This is a genomic window from Pseudomonas sp. IT-196MI5, assembly GCF_949767415.1.
In the GTDB taxonomy this organism is placed as follows: domain Bacteria; phylum Pseudomonadota; class Gammaproteobacteria; order Pseudomonadales; family Pseudomonadaceae; genus Aquipseudomonas.
The window spans coordinates 85,997-112,655 of record NZ_CATKPZ010000007.1 but is presented as its reverse complement, the minus strand read 5'-3'; the positions used below and the strand labels follow the sequence as shown (position 1 = coordinate 112,655).

Sequence of the window (26,659 nt, the reverse complement as noted above, 5' to 3'; positions counted from 1 at the left end):
TGCGGTTAGACTAGGCTCAGGCGAGGCGTTCAGCCATTTCGATTTCCCAGCATTTTCGATAAGTAATACTTATGGATTTCAAGCAACTGCGTTATTTCGTCGCGGTCTATGAAGAAGGCCACGTGGGCCGGGCCGCCGAGCGCCTGTCCATCTCCCAGCCGGCGCTGTCCCAGCAAATCCGCCACCTCGAACAAAACCTCGATGTGAGTCTGTTTGAGCGCAGCAGCAAACGCCTGCTGCCGACCCTCGCGGCCCACACGCTGTACAACCACGCCCTGCCTCTGCTCGATGGCCTGCAACGGGCACGGGAAGCGCTCGGCAACTTCAAGGGTCAGGCGCTGCGCACCCTGGCCATCGGTGTGTTGCAGACCGTGCATACCAGCCTCGTTCCACAAATGCTCGAGCGGGTGCGCAAGGCGCAGCCGCATCTGGTGGTGCAGATCTATGAACTGACCGGCCTGGAAATCGAGCGGCGACTGCTCAACGGTTCTCTGGATATCGGCATCGGCTATCTGCCGCCCCGCCAACCTGGCTTGCATGGCGTGATGCTGTACGAAGATGAACTGACCCTGGTCATCCCCGCAGAGCATCCGCTGCGTGAATTCAAGAAAGTGTCCATGAGTCAGGCCGCCGAACTGCCGATGTTGCTGCTGGGCGAGGAATTTCAGATCAGGCAGATCTGGCAGGCACAGCTGACAAACCTCGGACGTCGCCCACAGGTGCAAGCCGAACTGAACAACATGGCCGGCATCCTCGACAGCCTGCCGCACACGCGCCTGGCGACGGTACTGCCCGGGCGTTCGCAAAAGACCCATGGCAATCACGAACTGCTGTGGAAACCACTGAGCGAACCACGCGTACCGCTGAAAGTCGGTTTGGTGTGTCGGGATGTGCAACGGCAGCAGGCCTCGCTGGCATTGCTGCGGACATTGCTGGAAGAAGTGATAAACGGCCCGGATGTACGCTTGGACAGCGCGCAGACTCTGGATGGGTTGGGCTAGAAACTTTTCTTTGGGCAAAAGAAAACCCCGCCGAAGCGGGGCTTTGCAGACTGTTTCCCTGACATCCATTTCACTCCGCCGTCCTGGCAGAATCCTACGTGTCCCTGTTGTTGCTTTGCGCTTCCTGCGCTACGTCCATGAGAAGTAGATTAGCTCTGGATCCAATTTGCATCTATGGGAGAACAGCAGCACGTTATGTAAGAGAATGCTTACAAAATACTACTGGCTCAGAATTGTCCTGCATCCAGCAGGAACAACGATTCGCTACCGGCCTTCACCGACGCGCTCAACGAGTGAATGCGTGGCAGCAGGCGAGCGAAATAGAACCGCGCCGTGCCCAGTTTGCTGGCATAGAAATCGTCTTGCGCTTCCTTGCCGAAAGCAGCCTTCGCCATCAGGGCCCACATGTAGGCGTACGCCACGTAACCGAACACCTGCAGATACTCGACCGACGCCGCGCCGATTTCGTTCGGATTGCTCTTCGCACGGTCCAGCAACCACGCGGTCAGTTCATCGAGGGTGGTCACCGCGTCGTTCAGCGGCTGGGTGAACTCGGCGAGGTCCGCACTGGCGGTCGCCGTGAAGTGACGAATCTCGTCGGCGAACAAGTTGTAGTACGCCCCGTCGCTACCCACGATCTTGCGTCCGACCAGGTCCAGCGCCTGAATGCCGTTGGTGCCTTCGTAGATCTGGGTGATGCGCACGTCACGCACCAGTTGCTCCTGGCCCCATTCACGGATGTAGCCGTGGCCGCCGAAAACCTGTTGGCCGTGTACGGTGGTTTCCAGGCCGAGGTCGGTCAGGAACGCCTTGGCCACCGGGGTCAGCAACGCCACCAGGTCTTCCGCACGCTTGCGGGTGGTTGCATCTTCGCTGAACTTGGCGGTGTCCAGTTGCATCGCCACGTAGGTGGAAAATGCACGGCCACCTTCGTTCGAGGCTTTCATGGTCAGCAGCATGCGACGCACGTCCGGGTGGACGATGATCGGGTCAGCCACTTTGTCCTTGTTCTGTGCGCCGGTTGGCGAACGGCTTTGCAGACGGTCGCGGGCGTATTCCACGGCGTTCTGGTACGAGCGCTCGCCCGTGGCCAGGCCCTGAATACCGACGCCCAGGCGCTCGTAGTTCATCATGGTGAACATCGCCGCCAGGCCTTTGTTCGGCTCGCCGACCAGGTAACCCACGGCCTCATCGAAGTTCATCACGCAGGTCGCGGACGCCTGGATGCCCATCTTGTGTTCGATCGAACCGCAGCTCAAAGGGTTGCGCGCGCCCAGGCTGCCATCGGCATTGACCATGAACTTCGGCACCAGGAACAGCGAAATGCCTTTCGGCCCCGCCGGTGCATCCGGCAGCTTGGCCAGCACCAGGTGGATGATGTTTTCGGTGAGGTCGTGTTCGCCACCGCTGATGAAGATCTTGGTGCCGCTGACCTTGTAGGAACCGTCGGCCTGAGGCTCGGCCTTGGTGCGAATGATCCCCAGGTCCGTACCGGCGTGTGGCTCGGTCAGGCACATGGAACCGGCCCATACTCCGGCATACATGTTCGGCAGATACGCGGCTTTCAGCTCTTCACTGGCGTGGGCGTTGATCGACAGGCAGGCGCCAGCGGTCAGCATCGGGTACAGGCCGAACGACAGGCTGGCGGAGTTGACCATTTCTTCGACCTGGGCCGAAACGGCTTTGGGCATGCCCATGCCGCCATAGGCCGGATCGCCACCGACACCGACCCAGCCGCCTTCAGCGTAGGTCTGATAGGCCTGTGGGAAACCTGCCGGCGTGGTGACGGCACCGTCCGCCCAATGGCAACCTTCTTCGTCAGCGGCACGGCTCAGCGGTGCGATGCTTTTGCTGGTGACTTTACCGGCTTCTTCCAGAATGGCTTCGACCGTTTCTGCATCCACAGTCTCGGCCAGTGCAGGCAGCTCGGCCCAGAGTCTGGTGACCTCGAAAACTTCATTGAGGACGAAGCGCATATCGCGCAGGGGCGCTTTGTAGTCAGCCATGGCAAACCTCGCAAGATCTATACAGGTGATTCACAGGAAGAGTGTTTTCGTTGGTTCGGAGTGTACCCCAACAACTTTTGCGACACATAGGGTCAACATGTGACGTTTTTGTTATTTTTAGTCACTGAAAAAAAGATCGCAGCCTCCGCCAGCTCCTACGCCATTTAAGGTCGGAGCTGCCGAAGGTTGCGATCTTTTAAGGATTGAAAATTAATAAAGCGCGAACAACTCCGCCGGCAGTTGCATCAGGCAATCACTACCCGCCTCTATGGCTGCCCGATGAGCGGCTGTGCGTGGCAATAGACGCTTGAAGTAAAACTCGTTGGTCGCCAGCTTGCCCCTGCAGAAGTCGCTATCGCCGCTACCCGCATCGAGCTGCGCTTGAGCCACCAGCGCCATGCGCAACCACAGGTAGCCGAGGATGATGTAACCGCTGTACATCAGGTAGTCCACCGACGCGGCACCGACTTCGTCCGGGTTTTTCATCGCCGCCATGCCGACCCTGGTGGTCAACTCACCCCACTGCTGGTTCAGTTGATTGAGCTGCGCCACATACCCGGCCAGTTGTGGATGCCCGGCGTTCGCCGCACAGAACTTGTGGACGATTTTGGTGAAACCGCGCAACAGCTTGCCCTGGCTGCCGAGGACCTTGCGCCCGAGCAGGTCCAGCGCCTGAATGCCGTTGGTGCCCTCATAGATCGGCGCGATCCGGCAGTCGCGAACCAGTTGCTCCATGCCCCATTCGCGAATGAACCCGTGGCCGCCAAACACCTGCATACCGTGGTTGGTCACCTCCAGCCCGGTGTCGGTCATGAAGGCTTTGCAGATCGGCGTGAGGAACGCCAGCAGGTCTTCGGCATCCTGACGCGCCGTTTCGTCCGCGCTCAGGTGTGCAACGTCGAGCAACTGCGCGGTGAAGTAGGTCAGCGCGCGATTGCCTTCGTTGAAGGCCTTCATGGTCAGCAGCATCCGCCGCACATCAGGGTGCACGATAATCGGGTCGGCGGCTTTTTCCGGGGCTTTCGGGCCGGTCAGCGCGCGCATCTGCAAACGGTCATTGGCGTATTTGATCGCGCCCTGGAAGCTCGCCTCCCCCAGACACAGCCCTTGCATGCCAGTGCCCAGCCGAGCGTGGTTCATCATGGTGAACATACAGTTGAGGCCCTTGTTCGGCTCGCCGATCAAAAAGCCCTTGGCCTCGTCGAAATTCAGCACGCAGGTGGCCGAGGCCTTGATGCCCATTTTGTGTTCGATCGAGCCGCAGGACACACCGTTGCGCTCGCCCGCTTCGCCCGTCGCATCGGGCAGGAACTTGGGCACGATGAACAGCGAAATGCCTTTGGTTCCGGCCGGAGCGTCCGGCAATTTGGCCAGCACCAGGTGAATGATGTTGGCGCTCATGTCGTGCTCACCGGCCGAGATGAAGATCTTGCTGCCGGAGATCGCGTAGCTGCCATCAGCCGCAGGCACGGCGCGGGTCTTGATGATGCCCAGGTCAGTGCCGCAATGGGCTTCGGTCAGGCACATGGTGCCGGTCCATTGGCCAGCGGTAAGCTTCTTCAAATAGGTCTGCTTCTGCGCCTCGGTGCCATGGGCGTGGATCGCCGACATGGCTCCGTGGGTCAGGCCGGGGTACATGCCCCATGAGGTGTTGCTGGAGCCCACCATCTCGCTGATCACCAGGCCCAAGGAGATCGGCAGCCCTTGACCGCCGTAAACCGGATCCGCCGCCAGGCCATGCCAGCCGCCCTCGACATATTGGGTGAAGGCCTGCTTGAAGCCCGCCGGCGTGGTGACCACGCCATTGTCGAAATGACAGCCTTCTTCATCGCCGCTGCGATTGAGCGGCGACAGTACGTTTTCGCAGAACTTCGCGCCCTCCTCGAGGATCGCATTGACCATGTCCGGGCTGGCATCGGTGGCCCCCAGCACGGCGTAGTTAGCGTGAAAGTCGAAGACGTGGTCGATCAGAAAGCGCATGTCGCGCAAGGGAGCTTTGTACTCGGGCATGGTCATTCTCCGTCGGCAGATTTCTTCAACCTACTGCCGCCAGCCGTGCCTCACAACCACCTACCACTCGCTGAATGCGCCATCATCACTCAACCGTAGCGGCGTCCATGCGTACGGCTCCACGGCGGTTCTGCCCGAACGCCATCACGCAGTTTCGCCCGGCACCCTTGGCGCTGTAGAGCGCCTGGTCAGCGGACTTGAGCACCTCTTCGGGGCTGCGTTGATCGATCCGTTCGGCAACGCCGATACTGACCGTCACCGACACACTCGACGCCCCGGAACCAGCACGCCACTGGCGCCCCTGATTATCGTCCTGCGGGCGATTTTCCTGATTGCGCAGCTGAATGTTGTAAGTGGCGATGGACTCACGGATGACTTCCAGATGCGGCAGGCACTCTTCGAGGGTCTTGCCGGCAAACACCAGAGCAAATTCCTCGCCGCCATAGCGATACGCCTTGCCACCACCGCCTATTTTCGACAGTTTGCTGGCCACCAGCCGCAGCACCTGGTCGCCGACATCGTGGCCGTGGGTGTCGTTGAATTTTTTGAAGTGGTCGACGTCGCTCATCGCCAGCACATAGTTGCGCCCCAGCCGCTGCATGCGTTCATTCAATGCACGACGGCCAGGCAGCCCGGTCAGTTCGTCGCGGAAGGCCATTTGATAGGCTTCGTGGGCAACGGCGGTGGCGATCATCAGCATCACCTGGCTGCACATGATGTTCAGCGTGAACGGCAGAATGAAGGTTTTCGGCAACATCCAGAACAGCCCGAGCAGCCCCACCAGTTGCGCGGCATGCAGAGGTCGCGGGTTGCGCCAGTATTGCCAGGCCAGCAGCACAAACGCAGCAATGAACACCGGATAGGACAACTGGATCAGGCTCATCCAGGCACCATGCAGGGCAGGCCAGCGAATCTCCGACAGCCAGTTCAGCAGCGCCTGCGGATAGCTTTGCTCAAGCCCCAGCGCCACGCTGCCAACGGCCAGCAGTACCGCGAAACGCGCCACCATGTCCTGGAACAGGTGGGTGCGTTCCTGCCACGCCGCGAACACGCCAAACAGCAGGGGCAGCAGCAGGCAACACAAATGAAAGACCACGGCGGCGTCGTCACGCACCTTGCCGTTGTCGCGGTAAAAGTCGGTCTGGGTGTCGAGCAGGAAGTAGGCGATGTATACCGTGACCATCAGGAACAGTTCACGCTGACGTCGGTAAACCGCGCAATAGGCGCCACCGAGCAACAGCACCAGAGTGGGCAGCACGTTGAACAGCGAGGTGAAGAAAACGTTCAGATCCTTGATGTATGCAGCCGCAAGCCCCGCCAGCAACAGCAGCAATGACGGCAGGAAATGACTGAAACGCACAGCGGAAGAGCGCGGCAAGGGTAAAGCTCCGACCGGTCAGATCAATAGATGGCAATGTGCCAACTACTGTAACGGCAGAACGCCCGAGTTGTTGAGTGAATTACTGAGGTACTTTTTAAAGGGCGTCACAAACATTTATTCCATTGGCAACCTTCTAAAGCAAAAAAGCCGCTGTTCCCGAAGGAGCAGCGGCTTTTTCAAGTGCTTCGTTAAGACTTAGTAGCCCAGGTCGAAGTTCTCTTCTTTCATGTCCATCAGGTTGTTGGCGCCCGACAGCATGGTGACAACGTGAGTGCGGGTACGCGGCAGGATGCGCTGGAAGTAGAAGCGCGCAGTCTGCAGCTTGGCGGTGTAGAACGCCTCTTCGGTGGTGCCGGCAGCCAGTTTCTCGGCAGCCAGACGCGCCATGTCAGCCCAGAAGTAGGCCAGACAGGCGTAACCGGAGTACATCAGGTAGTCCACGGAGGCCGCGCCGACTTCTTCGCGATCTTTCATGGCAGCCATACCGACCTTCATGGTCAGCTCGCCCCATTCCTTGTTCAGTGCCGCCAGCGGAGCGACGAACTCTTGAATCGCTTCGTTGCCTTCGTTGGTCTGGCAGAACTTGTGGACAATCTTGGTGAAGCCTTTCAGAGCCTCGCCCTGGGTCATCAGCACTTTACGGCCCAGCAGGTCGAGTGCCTGGATACCGGTGGTGCCTTCGTACAGCATCGAGATGCGGCTGTCGCGAACGTTCTGCTCCATGCCCCACTCGGCGATGAAGCCGTGGCCGCCGTAGATCTGCACGCCGTGGTTGGCCGATTCGAAACCGACTTCGGTCATGAAGGCCTTGGCGATTGGCGTCATGAAAGCCAGCAGCGCGTCGGCTTTCTTCTTCTCTTCTTCATCTACGCCGTACTTGACGATGTCGACCTGCTTGGCGGTGAAGTAAACCATCGCACGGTTGCCTTCGGCGAATGCCTTCATGGTCAACAGCATGCGGCGTACGTCAGGGTGAACGATGATCGGGTCAGCGGCTTTGTCCGGCGCTTTCGGGCCAGTCAGCGAGCGCATTTGCAGACGGTCACGAGCGTATTTCAAGCCACCCTGGAAACCGACTTCGGCGTGGGCCAGGCCTTGCAGCGCGGTACCCAGACGTGCGGTGTTCATGAAGGTGAACATGCAGTTCAGGCCTTTGTTCGCCGGGCCGATCAGGAAACCGGTGGCGCCGTCGAAGTTCATCACGCAAGTGGCGTTGCCATGGATGCCCATCTTGTGTTCCAGGGAACCGCAGGACACGGCGTTGCGCGCGCCGACCGAACCATCAGCGTTCGGCAGGAACTTCGGCACGATGAACAGGGAGATGCCTTTGGTGCCAGCCGGTGCATCCGGCAGGCGGGCCAGCACGATGTGGACGATGTTGTCGGCCATGTCGTGTTCACCGGCCGAGATGAAGATCTTGGTGCCGGAGACTTTGTAGGAACCGTCGGCCTGAGGCTCGGCCTTGGTGCGCAGCATGCCAAGGTCAGTGCCGCAGTGCGGCTCGGTCAGGCACATGGTGCCGGTCCATTCGCCGGAAACCAGCTTGGTCAGGTAAGCCTCTTGCTGCTCAGGGGTGCCGTGCTCGGAGATGGTGTTCATCGCACCGTGCGACAGGCCTGGGTACATGCCCCACGACCAGTTGGCTTCGCCGACCATTTCGCTGACCGCCAGACCCAGGGACTCTGGCAGGCCCTGGCCACCGTGCTCTACGTCGTGGGCCAGGCTTGGCCAGCCGCCTTCGACGAATTGCTTGTAGGCTTCCTTGAAGCCAGTCGGGGTCTTGACGCCGGACTCGCTCCAGGTACAACCCTCGATGTCGCCCACACGGTTCAGCGGAGCCAGTACCTGTTCACAAAACTTGGCACCCTCCTCAAGAATGGCGTCAACCATGTCCGGAGTTGCGTCGGCACAAGCCGGAAGGCTCTGATAGTGCGCTTCGTAGCCGAGCAGTTCGTCACGAACGAAGCGAATATCACGCAAGGGGGCCTTGTAGTCAGGCATAGCGATAAACCTCTGCTGATGTAACCGGGAATGAACGACCGCATTGATTCGTTGTTGCGATCAAACAGTTGTTTGAAACATACGTTTACGCCCAAATCTTGTCAAGCGTCGATCTTTTGCCGTTCGTCATCGCAGGCATGGACACACAGGCGCACGACAGCGCAGACGCGCTTTCGAAGCAGCCTGCAACACTGAAAAGATTAGTTGAGCAAGAAAGACTTACGCAGAAAAACGCCGCGAACAGGCGCGGCGCTGGGGGGGTGCGGATTCTTTAAAGAATCAAGCGAAGGTATCGATCAACGTTCCAAGCACTTCATCGGCTGCCTTGGCGACTTTCACGCCCAGCTCTGCCTGAATCTTGCCTTGGGCCATTTCGACCACGTTGCTGGCCAGGTCCGATTGCTGGCTGCGATCAACCGATCGCAGACGATCGACCTGCGCCTCGGAGGACTGGCTGGAGACCGATCGCTCGATCGTCATGTTGGCGATCTGCCCGGCGGCTTGATCGACACGGTTCTGCCCTGCCTGAAGGGTGCTCAGACCTGCATAAAAAGCGCTGTTTCCTGAGATTTCCATGGGAAAACTCGTCCTTTCAAAGGATCAACAGCGGCCATTGAAGCAGAGTGGCCGGCAAAACACCCGACAAAAACACTAATGGCATAGTGCCTCATCATAGGCAAAATCTGCATTGCAAAAACGTCAGTCCAACAGGTCCAGTTGCAAGTGCTCGGCCACTGCCTCGGCCGTAACGGCCTTGAGTTTAGGCACACGCCCCAGGCACGGCGCCGGGATGCGCTCGGCAAGGGTGGCCAGGTTTTCTTCCAGCCGCGACGTCTTCGGGTCGATGATGTTGGCCACCCATCCCGCCAGCTGCAAACCGTCCCGGGCAATCGCTTCGGCGGTCAACAAGGCATGGCTGATACACCCCAGGCGCACGCCGACCACCAGGATCACCGGCAACTGCAACGCGATGGCGAGATCCGACAGATTGTCCTGATCCGCCAACGGTACGCGCCAGCCGCCGGCGCCTTCGATCAGGGTGAAGTCCGCCTGCATGCTCAGAATCTGTCGCATCGGCGCCAGCAACGACTGCACCGTCAGCGCCACGCCCGCCTCTCGCGCCGCCAGGTGCGGTGCAATCGCAGGTTCAAAGGCCACCGGGTTGACCTGTGCATACGTCAGCGGCAGCGAACACTCCGCCAGCAAGGCCAGCGCATCGGCGTTGCGCAGGCCCTTGGGCGTCACGTCGCAACCGGAAGCGACCGGCTTGCCCGCCGCCGTGCTCAATCCCGCCGAACGCGCCGCATGCAGCAGCCCGGCAGCGACCGTGGTTTTACCGACATCGGTATCCGTGCCGGCGATGAAATAGGCTGCGCTCATAAGGGTTTCTCCAATACGGCGTACACCACTTGATAAGTCGCCGGCAGTCCCTGGGCCTGACGAAACCGCTCATAAGCCTCAATCAAACCCAAAATCCGCGCCCGGCCGGTCAAGCCACCCGGTCGACCGGGATTGAGGTTGTGCGCGCCCAGCGCCTTGAGCTCATGGGTCAGGCTGCGCACATCCGGGTAATGCAGCACATGCGGCTGGTTTTGCAGACTGACAACACGTAACCCACTGTCTGCGCACAACTGCTGATAAACACCAAACTCCCGGAAGCGGTTGACGTGCACCATGCCATCGACCTGCCGCCAGCTGTCGCGCAGTTCAAACAACGTCCCTGCACAAAGACTGGCAAAGGCGAAGATGCCGCCCGGTTTCAACACCCGAAAAGCCTCACCGAGCACCGAGTCGAAGTCCGCGCACCACTGCACCGCCAGGCTGGAAAAGATCAGGTCGCAGGTCGAATCCTGCAGCGGCAAACGCTCGGCATCGCCGGCCACGAAGTGCGTGGCACCGCCCAATGGTCGGGCGTGGTCAAGCATGCCTTCGGCAATGTCCAGCGCCACACCGTGACTGCCCGCAAACTGCTCACCCAGGGCGCGACTGAAATGCCCGGTGCCACAGCCCAGATCCAGCCAACGCTGCGGTACGAAGTCCTGCGGCAAGCGCCCGAGCAATTGACTGCCGACATCACGCTGCAACTCGGCCACGCTGTCGTAGCTTGCCGCCGCGCGGGAGAATGAGGCTGCTACCTGGCGCTTGTCAGGCAAACCGCCGGGCAGTTGGGGAAAGGATAAATCAGTCATCGCCGGACTCATGCAAAAAGGCCTGGATCGCCCCCGCCACACCGTGGGGATCCTCCAGAAGAAACGCGTGACCGGCCTGTTCAATCAGACCGATTTCGACATCCGGCAGCAATGCCAACAACTCGCCCGCCGCTTCCACCGGCACCAACCCGTCGAGGCCGGCGAACAGATGCAGTTGCGGACCGCGGAACGATTGCAATGCCTGCCGTGTATCCAGTTGCGTGAGCACCTGCAAACCACTGAGCAGCGCCGGCGCGGCGGTGTTCGGTGCGCCACCGAGCAACAACCGCGACAATCCGCGCGGGTCTTCGGCGCCTTGGGCGCAGAGCAGTGAAAAGCGCTTCAATGTCGCACGAGGGTCGGCTGCACACCCCGCCAGAAACGCATCGAAGGTTTCCCCGGGCATAGCGCTTGACCATTGTTCATGAGCGACAAAAGAAGCGTTGCTGGCCAGGGTGAACACACCACAACAATGATCGCCACGCCGGGCCGCCAACTCGCAGGCGAGCATGCCGCCCAATGACCAGCCACCAAGCCAGGCGTCCTGCGGCAAGGTCGAATCAAGCTCATCGAGCCACTCTTCAAGATCGCTCGACTCCAGCTCCGGCAACGGCTCGATCTCGACGAGCAGATGCTCATCCAGACCGCGCAAGGCTGCCGCCAAAGGCTCCAGCGGTGAAACGCCAAGGCCCCAGCCGGGCAGCAGAATCAGACGATCACGCATGGCTTGGCTCCGGCTGCAGCTGTTGAAAACAATCGGCCAGTGCGTTTAACAATAGCTGTACTTGGGCCTCGCTGTGGGCAGCGGTCAGCGTGACCCGCAGTCGGGCGCTGCCGGCGGGTACGGTCGGCGGGCGAATTGCGGTCACCATCAACCCGCGTTCGCGCAGCATTTGCGAAAGATGCACCGCGCGCCCGGCGTCGCCGATCATGATCGGCTGGATCGGCGTGGAACTGTCCATGAGTTCCAGGCCAATCTGTTCGGCACCGTGGCGGAACTGGCGGATCAGCGTCCGCAAATGCTCGCGGCGCCAGTGTTCGCTGCGCAGCAGTTCCAGGCTTTTCAACGTGGCGCAGGCCAGCGCCGGTGGCTGACTGGTGGTGTAGATGTAGGGGCGGGCGAACTGGATCAGGCTTTCGATCAGCTCTTCGCTGCCAGCCACAAACGCACCCGCCGTACCGAACGCTTTGCCGAGGGTGCCGACCAGCACCGGAACGTCATCCTGGCTCAAACCGAAATGTTCGACGATGCCGCCACCGTTGGCACCCAGCGGTCCGAAACCATGGGCATCGTCGACCATCAGCCAGGCGCCTTTGGCCTTGGCTTCTTGGGCCAGCGCAGGCAAGTCGGCGATATCGCCGTCCATGCTGAACACGCCGTCGGTGACCACCAGCGTATTACCGGTGGCTTTTTCCAGGCGCTTGGCCAGGCTCACCGGGTCGTTGTGCAGATAACGATTGAACCGCGCGCCGGACAGCAGCCCCGCGTCGAGCAGCGACGCATGATTGAGCCGGTCTTCGAGCACCGTATCGCCCTGCCCCACCAGCGCCGTGACCGCGCCGAGGTTGGCCATGTAACCGGTGGTGAACAGCAGCGCGCGAGGGCGACCGGTCAAGTCGGCCAATGCTTCTTCCAGGGCATGGTGCGGGGCGCTATGGCCGATGACCAGATGTGACGCCCCTCCGCCCACACCCCACTTCAAAGCGCCGGCTCGCCAGGCTTCGATCACTTGCGGATGATTGGCCAGGCCCAGGTAGTCGTTGCTACAGAACGCCAGCAACGGCTGGCCATCGACCACCACTTGCGGCCCCTGCGGGCTTTCGAGCAACGGGCGCTGGCGGTAGAGGTTTTCGGCACGACGGGCAGCAAGGCGTGCGGCGAGATCAAAAGACATGCAGGCCTCGACGTTCAGATCACAGGAATCAAAATGAATGCGATCCCTGTGGGAGCGAGCTTGCTCGCGATGACGGCGTCACATTCAACACTGATGTCGACGGACCTGACGCAATCGCGAGCAAGCTCGCTCCCACAGTGCTTTGCATTCCAACCAGAGAAGTCGGTGGAAGACTCAAACCGCCGCGTTATAGAACTGCTCGCTGCTCTTCTGCTCCACCAGCGCCTGCTCGATGGCGGCCTGATGCACTTCATCGGAGTGCTCTTCGCGGGCTTCCGGCAGGATGCCCAGGCGCGAGAACAGTTGCATGTCCTTGTCGGCCTGCGGGTTGGCGGTGGTCAGCAGTTTTTCGCCGTAGAAAATCGAGTTGGCACCGGCGAAGAACGCCAGGGCCTGCATCTGTTCGTTCATGGCTTCGCGGCCGGCGGACAGGCGCACGTGGGATTGCGGCATCAGGATGCGCGCGACGGCGAGCATGCGGATGAAATCGAACGGGTCGACGTCGTCGGCATTTTCCAGTGGCGTGCCGGCGACTTTCACCAGCATGTTGATCGGCACCGACTCCGGGTGCTCCGGCAGGTTGGCCAGCTGGATCAGCAGGTTGGCGCGGTCGTCCAGCGACTCGCCCATACCGAGAATGCCGCCGGAGCAGATCTTCATCCCCGATTCACGCACAAACGCCAGGGTTTGCAGGCGCTCGCCGTAGGTGCGGGTGGTGATGATGCTGCCGTAGAACTCCGGCGAGGTATCGAGGTTGTGGTTGTAGTAGTCGAGGCCGGCCTTGGCCAGCGCTTCGGTCTGCTCCTGATCCAGGCGCCCGAGGGTCATGCAGGTTTCCAGGCCAAGGGCTTTCACGCCTTCGACCATCTTCAGCACGTATGGCATGTCCTTGGCCGACGGATGCTTCCACGCCGCGCCCATGCAGAAACGGGTCGACCCGATAGCCTTGGCGCGCGCGGCCTCCTCGAGGACCTTCTGCACTTCCATCAGCTTTTCTTTTTCCAGGCCGGTGTTGTAGTGACCGGACTGCGGACAATATTTGCAATCTTCCGGGCAGGCGCCGGTTTTGATCGACAACAGAGTCGACACCTGGACACGGTTGGCGTCGAAATGCGCACGGTGCACCGTCTGCGCCTGGAACAGCAGGTCGTTGAATGGCTGAACGAAGAGTGCTTTGACTTCGGCCAAAGTCCAGTCATGACGCAGGGTTGCAGTGGTGCTGGCGCTCATGGGCGTTTCCTTTGAATTATGCTTTGGCAGGCGGCTGGGTAATGGAGTGTCACAGTCGCTTCACAGATGTTTCGGCATATTTAAGGAAGAGCGATGCGCTGTCAACCGCGATACAAAGGACCGGTTTACATCTGGTCAAAAAACAAACAGACATGTCTTTTGTGCGATGAAACGGCCGACGGCATCTCCCCTGTCTGCACGGCCTGCGAAACCGAGTTGCCCTGGCTCGGTGAACACTGCCAGACCTGCGCCCTGCCGCTCCCGGCGGCGGGACTGACCTGCGGCCATTGCTTGCAGCAGCCACCGGCCTTCGAACAAGTGATTACCCCCTGGACCTACAGCTTCCCGGTAGACAGCCTGATCACCCGTTTCAAACACAACGCAAAGTGGCCGTTTGGCCGCCTGCTCGCCGAACTTCTCGCTCAATACCTGCAACATCGCTTCGAAGACGACCTGGAGCGACCCGATTTGCTGATCCCGGTACCACTGGCCAACCGACGCCTGCGCCAGCGCGGGTTCAATCAGGCGGCGATGCTGGCTCAGTGGCTGGGTACGAGTCTCGATATCCCTTGCGACGAACGGCTGCTGCTACGCACCCAGGACACCGATGCCCAACAGGCCTTGAACGCCGAAGCGCGCCGAAAGAACCTGCGCAACGCTTTCGCCCTGGCGCCCGGCGCCGTCGTCAAAGACCAACACCTGGCCCTGGTCGACGACGTCCTGACCACGGGCGCTACGGCCCAGGCCCTGGCTCGCCTGCTGATGGACGCCGGTGCGGCGAGGGTCGACGTCTATTGCCTGGCCCGCACGCCAAAACCCGGCGAAACACCCTGACTTGACTCGCGCGGCCCAAGCGACCAACGTCCTCAGCATCGTCACCACCCAAAGCGACTTGTCATGTCTTTGCCCACCTTGCTGTCCCAGCACATCGTCCGCCGTCCGCAGCGCATCGCCCTGTTGCAGCACATCGCCGAACAAGGCTCGATCACCCGCGCGGCCAAAAGCGCGGGCATGAGCTACAAGGCCGCCTGGGATGCGATCGATGAGCTGAACAACCTGGCGCAGAAACCGCTGGTGGAGCGGATTGTCGGTGGCAAGGGCGGCGGCGGTGCGCGCCTGTCCAACGAAGGTGAACGGGTGTTGCGCCTGTACCAGAAGCTGCAAGCCTTGCAGGCCCAGGTGCTGGAAGCCGCTGAAGACGCGAGCGACCTCGACCTGCTCGGGCGCCTGATGCTGCGCACCAGCGCGCGCAATCAGTTGCACGGCAAGGTGATCGCAATCGAACCTCAGGGGCGCAACGACCTGATTCGCCTCGAAGTCGCCAAAGGCTTGATCGTCGCCGCGCAAATCACCCACGACAGCACCGAGCGCCTGGAACTGCAAATCGGCACCGACGTCGTGGCATTGATCAAGGCCGGTTGGCTCGACGTGCTGCAAATAGACTCTGTCGAAACGCCTGGAAACAATTGCCTCAGCGGCATCATCGAAAAAATTCTCGACGCCGACGACGGCCCCAGCGAAGTGCGCATCACCCTGCCCAACGGTCTGACCCTATGCGCCCTGGCCGAACCGAGTCATCTGCAAGCATCGCGGTTGACCTGCGGCAAACCGGTGCGCGTCGAGTTTTCGCCGTCCAGGGTTCTGCTGGGCACACCGCTATAAGCAAAACTGCAACAAAAGGTTCATTACTCACCATTAAGGTGTTTGCAAAATCCGCAGGGAGCCTGAAATGAGCCTATTAGAAGAAAACCAGTCCACCGACCTCGAAACCATGGTCGGCCTCAGTCGTCGCGGCTTCATCAGCGCAGGTGCCCTGTGCGGCGCCGCGATGTTCCTCGGCGGCAACCTGCTGAGCCGCAGCGTGATGGCTGCCAGCGTCAGCGCCGGTAACAGCCAGTTGCTGGGCTTTGACAGCATTGCCGCCGCCACCGCTGACTCCATCACCCTGCCACCGGGCTACAAGTCCTCGGTGCTGATCAGCTGGGGCCAGCCTTTGCACAAGGACGGCCCGGCGTTCGACCCGAGCGGCAACGGCAGCGCCGAACATCAGGAAGCCCAATTCGGCGACAACAACGACGGCATGAGCCTGTTCGAGTTTCCCGGGGAAAAAGACCGGGCGCTGATGGCGATCAACAACGAATACACCAACTACCGCTACCTCTACGCCCACGGCGGCATGCCGCAATCGGCGGAAGAAGTTCGCAAGGCCCTGGCCTGCGAAGGTGTGTCGGTGATTGAAGTGCAGCGCAAGAACGGCCAATGGCAATTCGTCCAGGGCTCGCGCTACAACCGCCGCATTCACGGCAACGCACCGATCAGCCTGAGCGGCCCGGCCGCCGGGCATGCCCTGCTGAAAACCAGTGCCGATCCCCACGGCAAGAACGTTCTGGGCACGTTCCAGAACTGCGCCAACGGCAAGACACCATGGGGCACCTATCTGACCTGTGAAGAGAACTTCACCGACTGCTTCGGCAGCAGCAACGTCGAGCAGAAATTCGACCCGGCGCAAAAACGCTACGGCGTGGTGGCCACCAGCAAAGAGATCAACTGGCACCCGCACGACGAGCGCTTCGACATGGCCAAGAACCCCAACGAACTCAACCGTCACGGCTGGGTGGTGGAGATCGATCCGTTCGATCCGAAATCGACGCCGGTCAAACGCACGGCCCTGGGTCGCTTCAAACACGAAAACGCCGCCCTGGCCGAAACCGGCGACGGTCATGCCGTGGTGTACATGGGCGACGATGAACGCGGTGAGTTCATCTACAAATTCGTCAGCCGCGACAAGATCGACCACAAGAACCCCAAGGCCAACCGCGACATTCTCGATCACGGCACCCTGTACGTGGCGCGTTTCGATACGGGGGACGGCAACGCCGATCACCCGAAAGGCCAGGGTGAATGGATCGAGCTGACCCACGGCAAAAACGGTATCGACGCCAGCAGCGGCTTTGCCGATCAGGCCGAAGTGCTGATCCACGCCCGTCTCGCCGCCAGCGTGGTGAAAGCCACGCGCATGGACCGCCCGGAATGGATCGTGGTCAGCCCCAAGGACGGCCAGGTCTACTGCACGCTGACCAACAACGCCAAACGTGGCGAAGACGGGCAACCGGTGGGCGGACCGAACCCGCGCGAGAAGAACGTCTACGGGCAGATCCTGCGCTGGCGCACCGAGCGTGACGATCACGGCTCGAAAACCTTTGCCTGGGACCTGTTCGTCGTCGCCGGTAATCCGGGGGTTCACGCCGGCACACCCAAAGGCGGATCGTCGAACATCACGCCGCAGAACATGTTCAACAGCCCGGACGGCCTGGGCTTCGACAAGGCCGGACGCTTGTGGATTCTCACCGACGGCGATTCGAGCAACGCCGGAGACTTTGCCGGCATGGGCAACAACCAGATGCTCTGCGCCGACCCGATCACTGGCGAGATTCGCCGCTTCATGGTTGGCCCGGTAGGATGTGAAGTGACCGGGATCAGCTTCTCGCCGGATCAGAAAACCCTGTTTGTCGGGATCCAGCACCCGGGTGAAAACGGTGGTTCGACCTTCCCCGAGCATCTGCCCAATGGCAAGCCGCGGTCTTCGGTGATGGCGATTTCGCGGGAAGATGGCGGGATCGTCGGCGCCTGACCCGGCCTCTTCGCGGGCAAGTCGAATCGTCGCACCGCCGCTCCCACAGGATTGCGCCGACTTGAAACCCGCGCATACCCCTGTAGGAGCGGGCTTGCCCGCGAAAGCGTCAGCACGGTCACCACCTATCCGCGCCCGTCTGCGCTACCATGCCTGGCCGGACGCAGCAGCCTGCTGCGCGCAGGAGTCAGCATGGCCCACCCGTTTGAAACCCTCACACCAGACCTCGTGCTCGATGCCGTCGAAAGCATCGGCTTTCTCAGCGACGCGCGCATCCTGGCGCTCAACAGCTACGAGAACCGCGTCTATCAGGTCGGTATCGAAGACGCCGAGCCACTGATCGCCAAGTTCTACCGGCCGCAACGCTGGAGCAACGAAGCGATTCTGGAAGAGCACCAGTTCACCGCCGAACTCGCCGACTGCGAGGTGCCGGTCGTGGCGCCGTTGATCCATAACGGTGAAACCCTGCACGAGCACAACGGTTTCCGTTTCACCCTGTTCCCCCGCCGTGGTGGCCGCGCACCGGAGCCGGGCAATCTCGACCAGTTGTATCGCCTGGGCCAGTTGCTCGGGCGCCTGCATGCGGTCGGCTCGACCCGGCCATTCGAGCACCGTGAAGCACTGGCGGTGAAAAATTTCGGCCATGATTCGCTGGCCACGTTGCTCGACGGCAATTTCATCCCCCGCAGCCTGTTGCCGGCCTACGAGTCAGTGGCCCGTGACCTGCTCAAGCGTGTGGAAGATGCCTACAGCAACACGCCGCACCAGAACATTCGCATGCACGGTGACTGCCACCCCGGCAACATGATGTGCCGCGACGAGATGTTCCATATCGTCGACCTCGACGACTGTCGCATGGGCCCGGCGGTGCAGGACATCTGGATGATGCTGGCCGGCGATCGTCAGGATTGCCTGAGCCAGTTGTCGGAACTGATGGACGGCTACAACGAATTCCACGACTTCAACCCCCGTGAACTGGCCTTGATCGAACCGTTGCGCGCCCTGCGCCTGATGCATTACAGCGCCTGGCTCGCCCGCCGCTGGGACGATCCGGCCTTCCCCCGCAGTTTTCCGTGGTTCGGCACCGAGCGTTATTGGGGTGATCAGGTGTTGGCGTTGCGTGAACAATTGGCCGCGCTCCAGGAAGAGCCACTAAAACTCTTCTGACCCATCCGGCCCCCCCTGTAGGAGCGAGCCTGCTCGCGATGGACGTCAACGATAACGCGTGCTGTCTGGTTAAACGCGTTGCCCATGCGTTCTTCGCGAGCAAGCTCGCTCCTACAGATACCGATGTTCACAAATACCCAACCTATTCAGTCAGGACATTCGTAGACAATTCTCCTTACAATCCCCCTCTTTGTGAGCTGCCTAAGCAAGGATTCTGCATGCAAGCCGCCAACCCGCGTCGCGGGTACATTCTGGGCCTGAGTGCCTACATCATCTGGGGACTTTTCCCCCTCTATTTCAAAGCCATCGCCAGCGTGCCCGCCGTGGAAATCATTATCCACCGGGTACTGTGGTCGGCGCTGTTCGGCGCCTTGTTGCTGATGGTCTGGAAGCATCCCGGCTGGTGGCGCGAACTGCGGGAGAACCCGCGAAGGATGGCAACCCTGGCCCTGAGCGGTACTCTGATTGCGGCCAACTGGCTGACCTACGTCTGGTCGGTGAACAACGGCCGCATGCTGGAGGCCAGCCTCGGTTACTACATCAACCCATTGGTGAACGTGTTGCTGGGCATGCTGATTCTTGGTGAGCGGCTGCGACGCATGCAGTGGATTGCCGTGGGTCTGGCGGCCGCGGGTGTGGCGCAACAGGTCTGGCAAGTGGGCAGCCTGCCATGGGTGTCGCTGGCGCTGGCACTGACCTTCGGTTTCTATGGCCTGATTCGCAAGCAGGCACCGGTCAAGGCGCTGCCGGGACTGGTGGTGGAAACCTGGATGCTGGTGCCGATCGCCCTCGGCTGGTTGCTGCTCAATCCGACGGCCAGCAGCGCCCAGGCCGAATTCTGGACCACCTCCCAGGCCTGGTGGCTGGTGGCCGCCGGCCCGATCACGCTGGTGCCGCTGGTCTGTTTCAACGCCGCTGCCCGGCATTTGCCCTACACGACACTGGGCTTTCTCCAGTATCTGGCGCCAACCCTGGTGCTGCTGCAAGCGGTCTTACTGTTTGGTGAGCACCTGTCGTCCAGCACCCTGGTAGCGTTCATGTTCATCTGGGCCGGCCTGGCGGTTTACAGCGTCGATGCGTGGATAAGTTTGCGCCGCCGCAGCTGATCAAAAAACACACAAAACTCTGCAGGCCACGTCTCCCGTGGCCTGCATCATTCCTTCCCAAGGTTATCCACAGCGTGATCCCCGCCGATTGTGCGCAAGTGGCTGAAACTGCTGGTTTTTTGATCAGATCCTGAAGAAGCCCGGCCGGTGTGGGTTGGCGGCGTGTCTCTACAGGTTATCCACAGGCGGGTGCACGTTTAACTTGGATAACCCGATCAGGGCTCACTGCGCAGCACCAGCTCGACCATCAGGTCGTCCGCCAAGGTTTCCAGGCGCGATTGCAGCACGTCCAGCGACAGCGTCAGCGGGACGGCAAGAATCGCTTCGGCATGGAACAACGGCTCGCTGCTCATCGGTGCCGGGCGCACTTCGGTGACCAGCCGCTCCAGGTTCACCCCCTGCTCGCTCAACAAGCGTGTGATGTCCCGCACGATCCCCGGACGATCATTGCCCACCAGCTCCATGGCGATCGGCTTCCAGGTGCAGGATTGTTCGATGCTACTTTCGGCGATCAACACGCGAATGCCCTGGACGGACAAGCCCTGCAGGGCATCGACCAATTCGTCGTAGGCCTCGGCCGGCACACCCACTCGAAGAATCCCGGCGAATTGTCCCGCCATGCGCGACATGCGGCTTTCCAGCCAGTTACCGCCGTGTTCAGCGATGCATTGGGCAATGCGCTCGACTTGCCCTGGCTTGTCCGGTGCGAATACGGTGAGTACGAGGTGGTCCATGGCGCAGCCCTCTGGTCATGACTTTTGTTATAGAGAACCAAGTATAGGCAAGGGCTGACTCGGTGTTGACCGGTCTGACGTCATCGCGAGCAAGCTCGCCCACAGGGATCGCGCAGGCCTTTGTGGGAGCGAGCTTGCTCGCGATAGGGTCGCAACCGATGAACCTGCGAACAACAAATCGTGTACAACTTTCAATATTTAACTGGAACAATCTACCGATTTTTTGAGAACATCCCGCTCCGCGCCGTGACCGCAATGCGTCATGGGGTCGCAGAACGACGTAATTAGTCTGATTTTCACAACCGCAATTCATCATGTAGTATGCCGCAGCGCGCACTACATAACGTTGGATCGATGTCTGCCGCAGGCACGTCCACAACCCTGAAAGCCCTGTCAGCAAGGCCCCAAGCCGTTGATCGGTCCCAGCCCAGCCGCCCGTAATGGGCATGTACTGGTAGAAGGGTTTGTGGTTTAAATGGCCAAAGGCTTCATTGTTAAATTGAAGAGCTGAAAAGCGAAATAGCTGAGCAGAGTGAGGCAAGCAATGACTGAACACGTTCAAGTCGGTGACCTGCAGGTCGCCAAAGTCCTGTTCGACTTCGTGAACAACGAAGCCATTCCCGGTACCGGCCTCACCGCCGATAAGTTCTGGGCCGGTGCCGACAAGGTCATCCATGACCTGGCGCCGAAGAACAAAGCCCTACTCGCCAAACGCGATGATTTCCAGGCTCGTATCGATGGCTGGCACCAGTCCCGTGCCAGTCAGCCACACGACGCCGTGGCCTATAAAGCCTTCCTGCAAGACATCGGTTATCTGCTGCCAGAAGCGGCCGATTTCCAGGCAACGACGCAAAACGTCGATGACGAAATCGCCCGCATGGCCGGCCCACAGCTCGTGGTACCGGTCATGAACGCCCGCTTCGCGCTCAATGCCTCGAACGCCCGCTGGGGCTCGCTGTACGATGCACTCTACGGCACTGACGCCATCAGCGAAGCCGATGGCGCGGAAAAAGGCAAAGGCTACAACAAGGTACGCGGTGACAAGGTCATCGCCTTCGCCCGTGCCTTCCTCGACGAATCGGCGCCTTTGGCAGCCGGCTCCCACGTCGACTCCACCGGCTACAAGATCGTCGACGGCAAACTGGTGGTCGCCCTTAAAGGCGGCAGCAACACCGGCCTGCGCAACGATGCGCAACTGATCGGTTTCCAGGGCGATGCCGCTGCACCGAGCGCGATCCTGCTGAAAAACAACGGCCTGCATTTCGAAATCCAGGTCGATGCCAGCACTCCGATTGGCCAGACCGACGCAGCCGGTGTCAAAGACATCCTGATGGAGGCCGCGCTGACCACCATCATGGACTGCGAAGACTCCGTTGCCGCTGTCGATGCCGATGACAAGGTGGTGATCTACCGCAACTGGCTCGGCCTGATGAAGGGCGATCTGTCGGAAAGCGTCGCCAAGGGCGGTCAGACCTTTACCCGCACCATGAACGCCGACCGCACCTATACCGCTGTCGATGGCAGTGAACTGAGCCTGCACGGTCGTTCGTTGCTATTCGTGCGTAACGTCGGTCACCTGATGACCATCGACGCGATCCTCGACAAAGACGGTAACGAAGTGCCGGAAGGCATTCTCGATGGCCTGGTGACTTGCCTGGCATCGATGCACAACCTGAACGGCAACACCTCGCGCAAAAACACCCGCACCGGCTCGATCTACATCGTGAAGCCGAAGATGCACGGCCCTGAAGAAGCGGCGTTCACCAATGAGCTGTTCGGTCGCATCGAAGACGTGCTGGGCCTGCCGCGCAATACCCTCAAAGTCGGGATCATGGACGAGGAGCGTCGTACCACGATCAACCTCAAGGCCTGCATCAAGGCGGCGAGCGAGCGCGTGGTGTTCATCAACACCGGTTTCCTCGACCGCACGGGCGATGAAATCCACACCTCCATGGAAGCCGGCCCGATGGTGCGCAAGGCGGACATGAAGGCGGAAAAATGGATCGGCGCCTACGAGAACTCCAACGTCGATATCGGTCTGAGCACCGGCCTGCAAGGTCGCGCTCAGATAGGTAAAGGCATGTGGGCCATGCCTGACCTGATGGCGGCGATGCTCGAACAGAAAATCGCCCACCCGCTGGCCGGTGCCAATACCGCCTGGGTACCGTCGCCGACTGCTGCTGCGTTGCACGCGCTGCACTACCACAAGGTTGACGTGTTCGCCCGTCAGGCCGAGCTGGCCAAACGTGCGCATGCCTCGGTAGACGACATCCTGACCATCCCGCTGGCGGTAAACCCGCAGTGGACCTTTGAGCAGATCAAGAACGAACTGGACAACAACAGCCAGGGCATTCTCGGTTATGTGGTGCGCTGGATCGACCAGGGCGTCGGCTGTTCGAAAGTGCCGGACATCAACGACGTCGGCCTGATGGAAGACCGTGCAACGCTGCGTATTTCCAGCCAGCACATCGCCAACTGGCTGCGCCATGGCATCGTCACCGAAGACCAGGTCATGGAAAGCCTCAAGCGCATGGCGCCAGTGGTTGACCGCCAGAACGCCGGCGACGCGCTGTACCGTCCGCTGGCCCCGAACTTCGACAGCAACATTGCCTTCCAGGCAGCCGTCGAACTCGTGGTCGAAGGCACCAAACAGCCGAACGGCTACACCGAGCCGGTCCTGCACCGTCGTCGTCGCGAGTTCAAGGCTGCCAATGGCCTGTAACTGAGCGTCTGCGCCGGACATGAAAAAGCCCTGATCGAAAGATCAGGGCTTTTTCTTTTTGGGCCGCCCGCGCTCTCACAGAGATTGTGCAAGGGCCGACACCTTTAAACTAAGGCTTTATCCCAAGTTCACGCTTGGCCAACTCAAGCAAATGCCCGACATCAATCGGCTTGAGCAAAAAATCCACCACGCTCAAATGCATCGCGGCGATTGCATCCTTCACGTCGGCGTCACCCGAGACAATGATGATCGGCAATGCCGCCCTTTCCGATTCACGTACCTGACGGATCAGATCCAAACCGTCGACGTGGCCCATTCGCAGGTCGGTGATCAGTAAACCGATCGTGGGCTTTTTGATCTCTGCCTCGGCCACCAGGATCTTGAGTGCCGATTCGCCACTGGCTGCTGTCTTGCAGCGAATACCCTCCGACGCGAGGATATCTGACAGCAGCTCGCGGGCGTCTTTATCGTCATCGACAATCAGCACCCGTTGCGGCGGCAGGTCAGGTTCCAGCATGACGGCGCTTAGCGCTTCGCGCTCGGCGTCACTCAAAATGTCGTGGTCAGGCATGGCTTTCCCTATATGTTCAATACAATTCCCTGGCACAGCGGTGAGACATCGCTCAGCGAACTATCAATGTGCACCCCGTCGGATATTTTTCCAATAGCAGGATAGAGAGGTTTTTCTCACAGTTGCGTAAGGTTTTTCCGACATTCCATCACCCTGATTGCCGACCTAGACTTACGTCCAATGGGCACCCCGACCGCAGGGGTCGACCATGTCCATGTCATCCGACTACAACAATTCAAAAAAGACTGCGGTAATGGTTATGAGTAAAGCGGACGCCTTCACACAGGCAGGGAAAACCGCGGTGTTGCAAAACATCCAGGGCACGTTGCAATTCCTTCAGCGTTTTCCGCCCTTCAACCAGATGGAACACGCTCACCTGGCGTATCTGGTCGAGCAATGTCAGCTGCGTTTTTACGCCCCCGGCGAGAGCATCATCAAACCCGCCGACGGCCCGGTCGAGCACTTCTATATCGTCAAGCAAGGCCGGGTCGTGGGCGAGCGTCCGCATACAGCAACAGGTGGCACCGAGACGGTCTTCGAGATCACCACTGGCGAATGCTTCCCCCTCGCGGCATTACTGGGTGAGCGGGCGACCCGCACAGAGCACCTGGCCGGCGAAGACACCTTCTGCCTGCAACTGAACAAACCGGCGTTCATCCGCCTGTTTTCGCTATCGGACACCTTCCGCAACTTCGCCCTGCGCTGCGTCAGCAGCCTGCTGGATCAGGTCAACCAGCAAGTGCAGCAAAAAGCCGTGGAAACCCTCGGCACCCAATATTCACTCAATACCCGACTGGGCGAATTGGCCATGCGCCACCCGGTGACATGCGCCCCGCACACGCCATTGCGCGAAGCCGTGACGTTGATGCACGAACAACAGGTCGGCAGCATCGTGGTGGTCGATGAACTCAAGGCGCCACTGGGGATTTTCACCCTGCGCGACCTGCGTCAGACAGTGGCCAATGGCAGCAGTGATTTCAGTGAAGCCATCGAAGGGTACATGACCCGGGCGCCGTTCTTCCTGTCGCCGGATCACAGTGCATTCGACGCGGCGATTGCCATGACCGAACGGCACATCGCCCATGTCTGCCTGGTCAAGGACCAACGCTTGTGCGGCGTGGTTTCCGAGCGCGACCTGTTTTCCCTGCAAAGGGTCGACCTGGTACACCTGGCGCGCACTATCCGCAATGCCCAGAAAGTGGAAAACCTGGTGGCGCTGCGGGGCGAAATCGGTCAACTGGTCGAGCGCATGCTGGCCCACGGCGCGTCTTCGACGCAGATCACCCACATCATCACCTTGCTCAACGACCACACCGTGTGCCGGGTGATCGAGCTGACCCTCGCCGAAAAAGGCGACCCCGGCGTGCCGTTCAGTTGGCTGTGTTTCGGCAGTGAAGGCCGTCGCGAGCAGACCCTGCACACCGATCAGGACAACGGTATTCTGTTTGAAGCCAGGGACGCGGCCCATGCTGCCGAGATTCGCGGCAAGCTGCTGCCCATCGCCCAGCAGATCAACCAGAGCCTGGCGCTGTGCGGCTTCACCTTGTGCAAGGGCAATATCATGGCCGGCAACCCCGAGCTGTGCCTGTCCCGGGCCGAATGGGCGCGACGCTTTGCGGCGTTTATCCGCGAGGCAACCCCGGAGAACCTGCTGGGTTCGAGCATCTATTTCGATTTGCGCGTGGTCTGGGGCAGCGAGCAAGGCTGTGAGCAGTTGCGCCGGGGCATTCTCGAGCAGGTCGGCGACAACCGTTTGTTCCAGCGCATGATGGCCGAGAATGCGCTGCGCAATCGCCCGCCCGTAGGGCGTTTCCGCGAGTTCGTGCTGGCGCGCAAAAATGGCGAGAAGGCCACCCTGGACCTGAAAATCCAGGGCCTGACACCCTTTGTCGACGGCGCCCGGTTGCTGGCCCTGGTCCACGGTATCGAAGCGAACAACACGCTGGAGCGTTTTCGCCAGTTGGTTGCCAAGGAGGTCATCGATCCCCTGGACGGCGCCGCGTACGAAGAGGCGTATCACTTCATCCAGCAAACCCGCATGCAGCAACATCAACTACAGACCCGGGAGAATTTTCCTTACTCAAACCGGGTCGATCCCGACAGCCTCAATCATCTGGACCGACGCATCCTGCGTGAGTCCCTGCGCCAGGCACAACGCCTGCAAAGCAGCCTGGCCTTGCGGTATCAGTTATGAGCCTGTTTTCATGGCTGCGCCCGGCGAGTCCCGCCCTCCCGGCTCATCTACAACATCGTCTGGACCAATTACCGACGGCTGCCGGCCTGTCTGAGTGCAGCCTGCGCGAGCAACGCTGGGTGGTGCTCGATCTGGAAACCACCGGCTTGAACCTGAACAAGGACCACGTGTTGTCCATTGGCGCGGTGGTGATCGAGGACGGGGCCATCGACTTTCGCCAGCAATTCGAACGCACCCTGCAGTATCCGCAAGTGAAACTCGGCCCCAGTGTGCTGATCCACGGCATTGGCCCCAGCGCCATTGCGGCGGGCAGCGACCCGGCAGAAGCGCTGCTCGACTTGATGGAGTACATCGCAGACAGTCCGGTGCTGGCCTTCCACGCGCCGTTTGACCAACACATGCTCGGCCGTGCGCTGAAAGATCATCTGGGCTTCAAGTTGCAGCATACGTTTCTGGACGTGGCGGACATTGCACCGCTGCTGTGCCCACAAGCGCACATTCGCGAGGCCGGGCTGGACGACTGGATCGACTGGTTCAAGCTCGAAGTCTTCGAACGCCACCACGCCAGCGCCGACGCCCTGGCCACCGCTGAACTGGCGCTGATTCTGTTCAGCCGCGCGCGGCAGCAGCAAATTCATAGCCCGTTGAATCTGCAACAGCGCTTGAGTCAGCGCAAACGACGGCAGCAGGCGCCGTCCTTCTAAAGCCTTGTGCAAACCTGTGGCGAGGGGGCTTGCCCCCTCGCCACAGGTTAGTGCGCTCCTACAGGGGCCATCGCCAAATTCCTACCCGACCAACGCCAATTGCTTACCTCCCTCGCC

At 60.5% G+C, this 26,659-nt stretch carries 21 protein-coding genes; 9 read left to right on the top strand and 12 right to left on the bottom strand.

Going from position 1 to position 26,659, the window contains the following annotated elements:
* The first annotated feature begins 71 nt into the window (after window positions 1-71).
* Window positions 72-1,001 carry a LysR family transcriptional regulator gene (locus tag ACM6IK_RS05240; RefSeq protein ID WP_414873446.1) on the top strand — a complete coding sequence of 310 codons (930 nt, stop codon included), beginning with the start codon at window positions 72-74 and terminating at the stop codon, window positions 999-1,001.
* A 227-nt stretch (window positions 1,002-1,228) separates the two neighbouring features.
* On the opposite strand, the gene ACM6IK_RS05235 is transcribed toward ACM6IK_RS05240, so the two are convergent.
* The 10 genes from ACM6IK_RS05235 to bioB form a co-directional block, all read right to left on the bottom strand.
* A complete protein-coding gene (locus ACM6IK_RS05235) occupies window positions 1,229-3,007 on the bottom strand; it encodes an acyl-CoA dehydrogenase C-terminal domain-containing protein (protein WP_414873445.1) in 1,779 nt (592 codons plus the stop codon).
* 210 nt (window positions 3,008-3,217) lie between these two features.
* On the bottom strand, window positions 3,218-5,017 hold the full coding sequence (locus tag ACM6IK_RS05230) for an acyl-CoA dehydrogenase C-terminal domain-containing protein (RefSeq protein ID WP_414873444.1): 1,800 nt from the start codon (window positions 5,015-5,017) through the stop codon (window positions 3,218-3,220).
* Between the two features lie 85 nt (window positions 5,018-5,102).
* Window positions 5,103-6,395, bottom strand: a complete 1,293-nt coding sequence (locus ACM6IK_RS05225; protein WP_414873443.1) for a GGDEF domain-containing protein — start codon at window positions 6,393-6,395, stop codon at window positions 5,103-5,105.
* Between the two features lie 198 nt (window positions 6,396-6,593).
* Complete coding sequence (locus ACM6IK_RS05220) at window positions 6,594-8,399, bottom strand: phenylacyl-CoA dehydrogenase (protein WP_414873442.1); 1,806 nt, start codon at window positions 8,397-8,399, stop codon at window positions 6,594-6,596.
* 279 nt (window positions 8,400-8,678) lie between these two features.
* Window positions 8,679-8,975: a pyrroloquinoline quinone biosynthesis protein PqqE gene (locus ACM6IK_RS05215; protein WP_414873441.1), complete on the bottom strand. Its 297-nt coding sequence runs from the start codon at window positions 8,973-8,975 to the stop codon at window positions 8,679-8,681.
* 123 nt (window positions 8,976-9,098) lie between these two features.
* A complete protein-coding gene (gene bioD / locus ACM6IK_RS05210) occupies window positions 9,099-9,779 on the bottom strand; it encodes a dethiobiotin synthase (RefSeq protein ID WP_414873440.1) in 681 nt (226 codons plus the stop codon).
* Window positions 9,776-10,588 carry a malonyl-ACP O-methyltransferase BioC gene (gene bioC, locus ACM6IK_RS05205; protein ID WP_414873439.1) on the bottom strand — a complete coding sequence of 271 codons (813 nt, stop codon included), beginning with the start codon at window positions 10,586-10,588 and terminating at the stop codon, window positions 9,776-9,778. The genes bioD and bioC overlap by 4 nt, the downstream gene beginning before the upstream one ends.
* A complete protein-coding gene (locus tag ACM6IK_RS05200) occupies window positions 10,581-11,312 on the bottom strand; it encodes an alpha/beta fold hydrolase (RefSeq protein ID WP_414873438.1) in 732 nt (243 codons plus the stop codon). The genes bioC and ACM6IK_RS05200 overlap by 8 nt, the downstream gene beginning before the upstream one ends.
* Window positions 11,305-12,483 (bottom strand): 8-amino-7-oxononanoate synthase, encoded by a 1,179-nt coding sequence (gene bioF / locus ACM6IK_RS05195; RefSeq protein ID WP_414873437.1) that lies wholly within the window; start codon window positions 12,481-12,483, stop codon window positions 11,305-11,307. Before bioF ends, ACM6IK_RS05200 begins: the two co-directional genes overlap by 8 nt.
* A gap of 174 nt (window positions 12,484-12,657) precedes the next feature.
* Complete coding sequence (gene bioB, locus ACM6IK_RS05190) at window positions 12,658-13,713, bottom strand: biotin synthase BioB (RefSeq protein WP_414873436.1); 1,056 nt, start codon at window positions 13,711-13,713, stop codon at window positions 12,658-12,660.
* Window positions 13,714-13,806: 93 nt separating this feature from the next.
* Between bioB and ACM6IK_RS05185 the strand changes: the two genes are divergently transcribed.
* The 5 genes from ACM6IK_RS05185 (at window position 13,807) to rarD (ending at window position 19,617) form a co-directional block, all read left to right on the top strand.
* Window positions 13,807-14,547 carry a ComF family protein gene (locus tag ACM6IK_RS05185; RefSeq protein ID WP_414873435.1) on the top strand — a complete coding sequence of 247 codons (741 nt, stop codon included), beginning with the start codon at window positions 13,807-13,809 and terminating at the stop codon, window positions 14,545-14,547.
* Between the two features lie 63 nt (window positions 14,548-14,610).
* Window positions 14,611-15,375: a TOBE domain-containing protein gene (locus ACM6IK_RS05180; protein WP_414873434.1), complete on the top strand. Its 765-nt coding sequence runs from the start codon at window positions 14,611-14,613 to the stop codon at window positions 15,373-15,375.
* Between the two features lie 67 nt (window positions 15,376-15,442).
* The gene (locus ACM6IK_RS05175) at window positions 15,443-17,344 is read left to right on the top strand and encodes a PhoX family protein (RefSeq protein ID WP_414873433.1); all 1,902 of its coding nucleotides are present in this window, start codon (window positions 15,443-15,445) and stop codon (window positions 17,342-17,344) included.
* 192 nt (window positions 17,345-17,536) lie between these two features.
* Window positions 17,537-18,511, top strand: a complete 975-nt coding sequence (locus tag ACM6IK_RS05170) for a serine/threonine protein kinase (RefSeq protein ID WP_414873432.1) — start codon at window positions 17,537-17,539, stop codon at window positions 18,509-18,511.
* A 218-nt stretch (window positions 18,512-18,729) separates the two neighbouring features.
* The gene (rarD, locus tag ACM6IK_RS05165) at window positions 18,730-19,617 is read left to right on the top strand and encodes an EamA family transporter RarD (protein ID WP_414873431.1); all 888 of its coding nucleotides are present in this window, start codon (window positions 18,730-18,732) and stop codon (window positions 19,615-19,617) included.
* 215 nt (window positions 19,618-19,832) lie between these two features.
* Here the strand turns inward: rarD and ACM6IK_RS05160 are convergent, their stop codons facing one another.
* Window positions 19,833-20,351 (bottom strand): glycine cleavage system protein R, encoded by a 519-nt coding sequence (locus ACM6IK_RS05160; protein ID WP_414873430.1) that lies wholly within the window; start codon window positions 20,349-20,351, stop codon window positions 19,833-19,835.
* A gap of 544 nt (window positions 20,352-20,895) precedes the next feature.
* Here ACM6IK_RS05160 and ACM6IK_RS05155 point away from each other — a divergent pair.
* Window positions 20,896-23,073 carry a malate synthase G gene (locus ACM6IK_RS05155; protein WP_414873429.1) on the top strand — a complete coding sequence of 726 codons (2,178 nt, stop codon included), beginning with the start codon at window positions 20,896-20,898 and terminating at the stop codon, window positions 23,071-23,073.
* A gap of 109 nt (window positions 23,074-23,182) precedes the next feature.
* Here the strand turns inward: ACM6IK_RS05155 and ACM6IK_RS05150 are convergent, their stop codons facing one another.
* On the bottom strand, window positions 23,183-23,644 hold the full coding sequence (locus ACM6IK_RS05150) for a response regulator (RefSeq protein ID WP_414873428.1): 462 nt from the start codon (window positions 23,642-23,644) through the stop codon (window positions 23,183-23,185).
* A 253-nt stretch (window positions 23,645-23,897) separates the two neighbouring features.
* Here ACM6IK_RS05150 and ACM6IK_RS05145 point away from each other — a divergent pair, with 253 nt between their 5' ends.
* Both ACM6IK_RS05145 and ACM6IK_RS05140 read left to right on the top strand, forming a co-directional pair.
* Complete coding sequence (locus ACM6IK_RS05145; RefSeq protein WP_414873427.1) at window positions 23,898-25,838, top strand: putative nucleotidyltransferase substrate binding domain-containing protein; 1,941 nt, start codon at window positions 23,898-23,900, stop codon at window positions 25,836-25,838.
* Window positions 25,835-26,542 (top strand): PolC-type DNA polymerase III, encoded by a 708-nt coding sequence (locus tag ACM6IK_RS05140; RefSeq protein WP_414873426.1) that lies wholly within the window; start codon window positions 25,835-25,837, stop codon window positions 26,540-26,542. Before ACM6IK_RS05145 ends, ACM6IK_RS05140 begins: the two co-directional genes overlap by 4 nt.
* Window positions 26,543-26,659 lie beyond the last annotated feature (117 nt).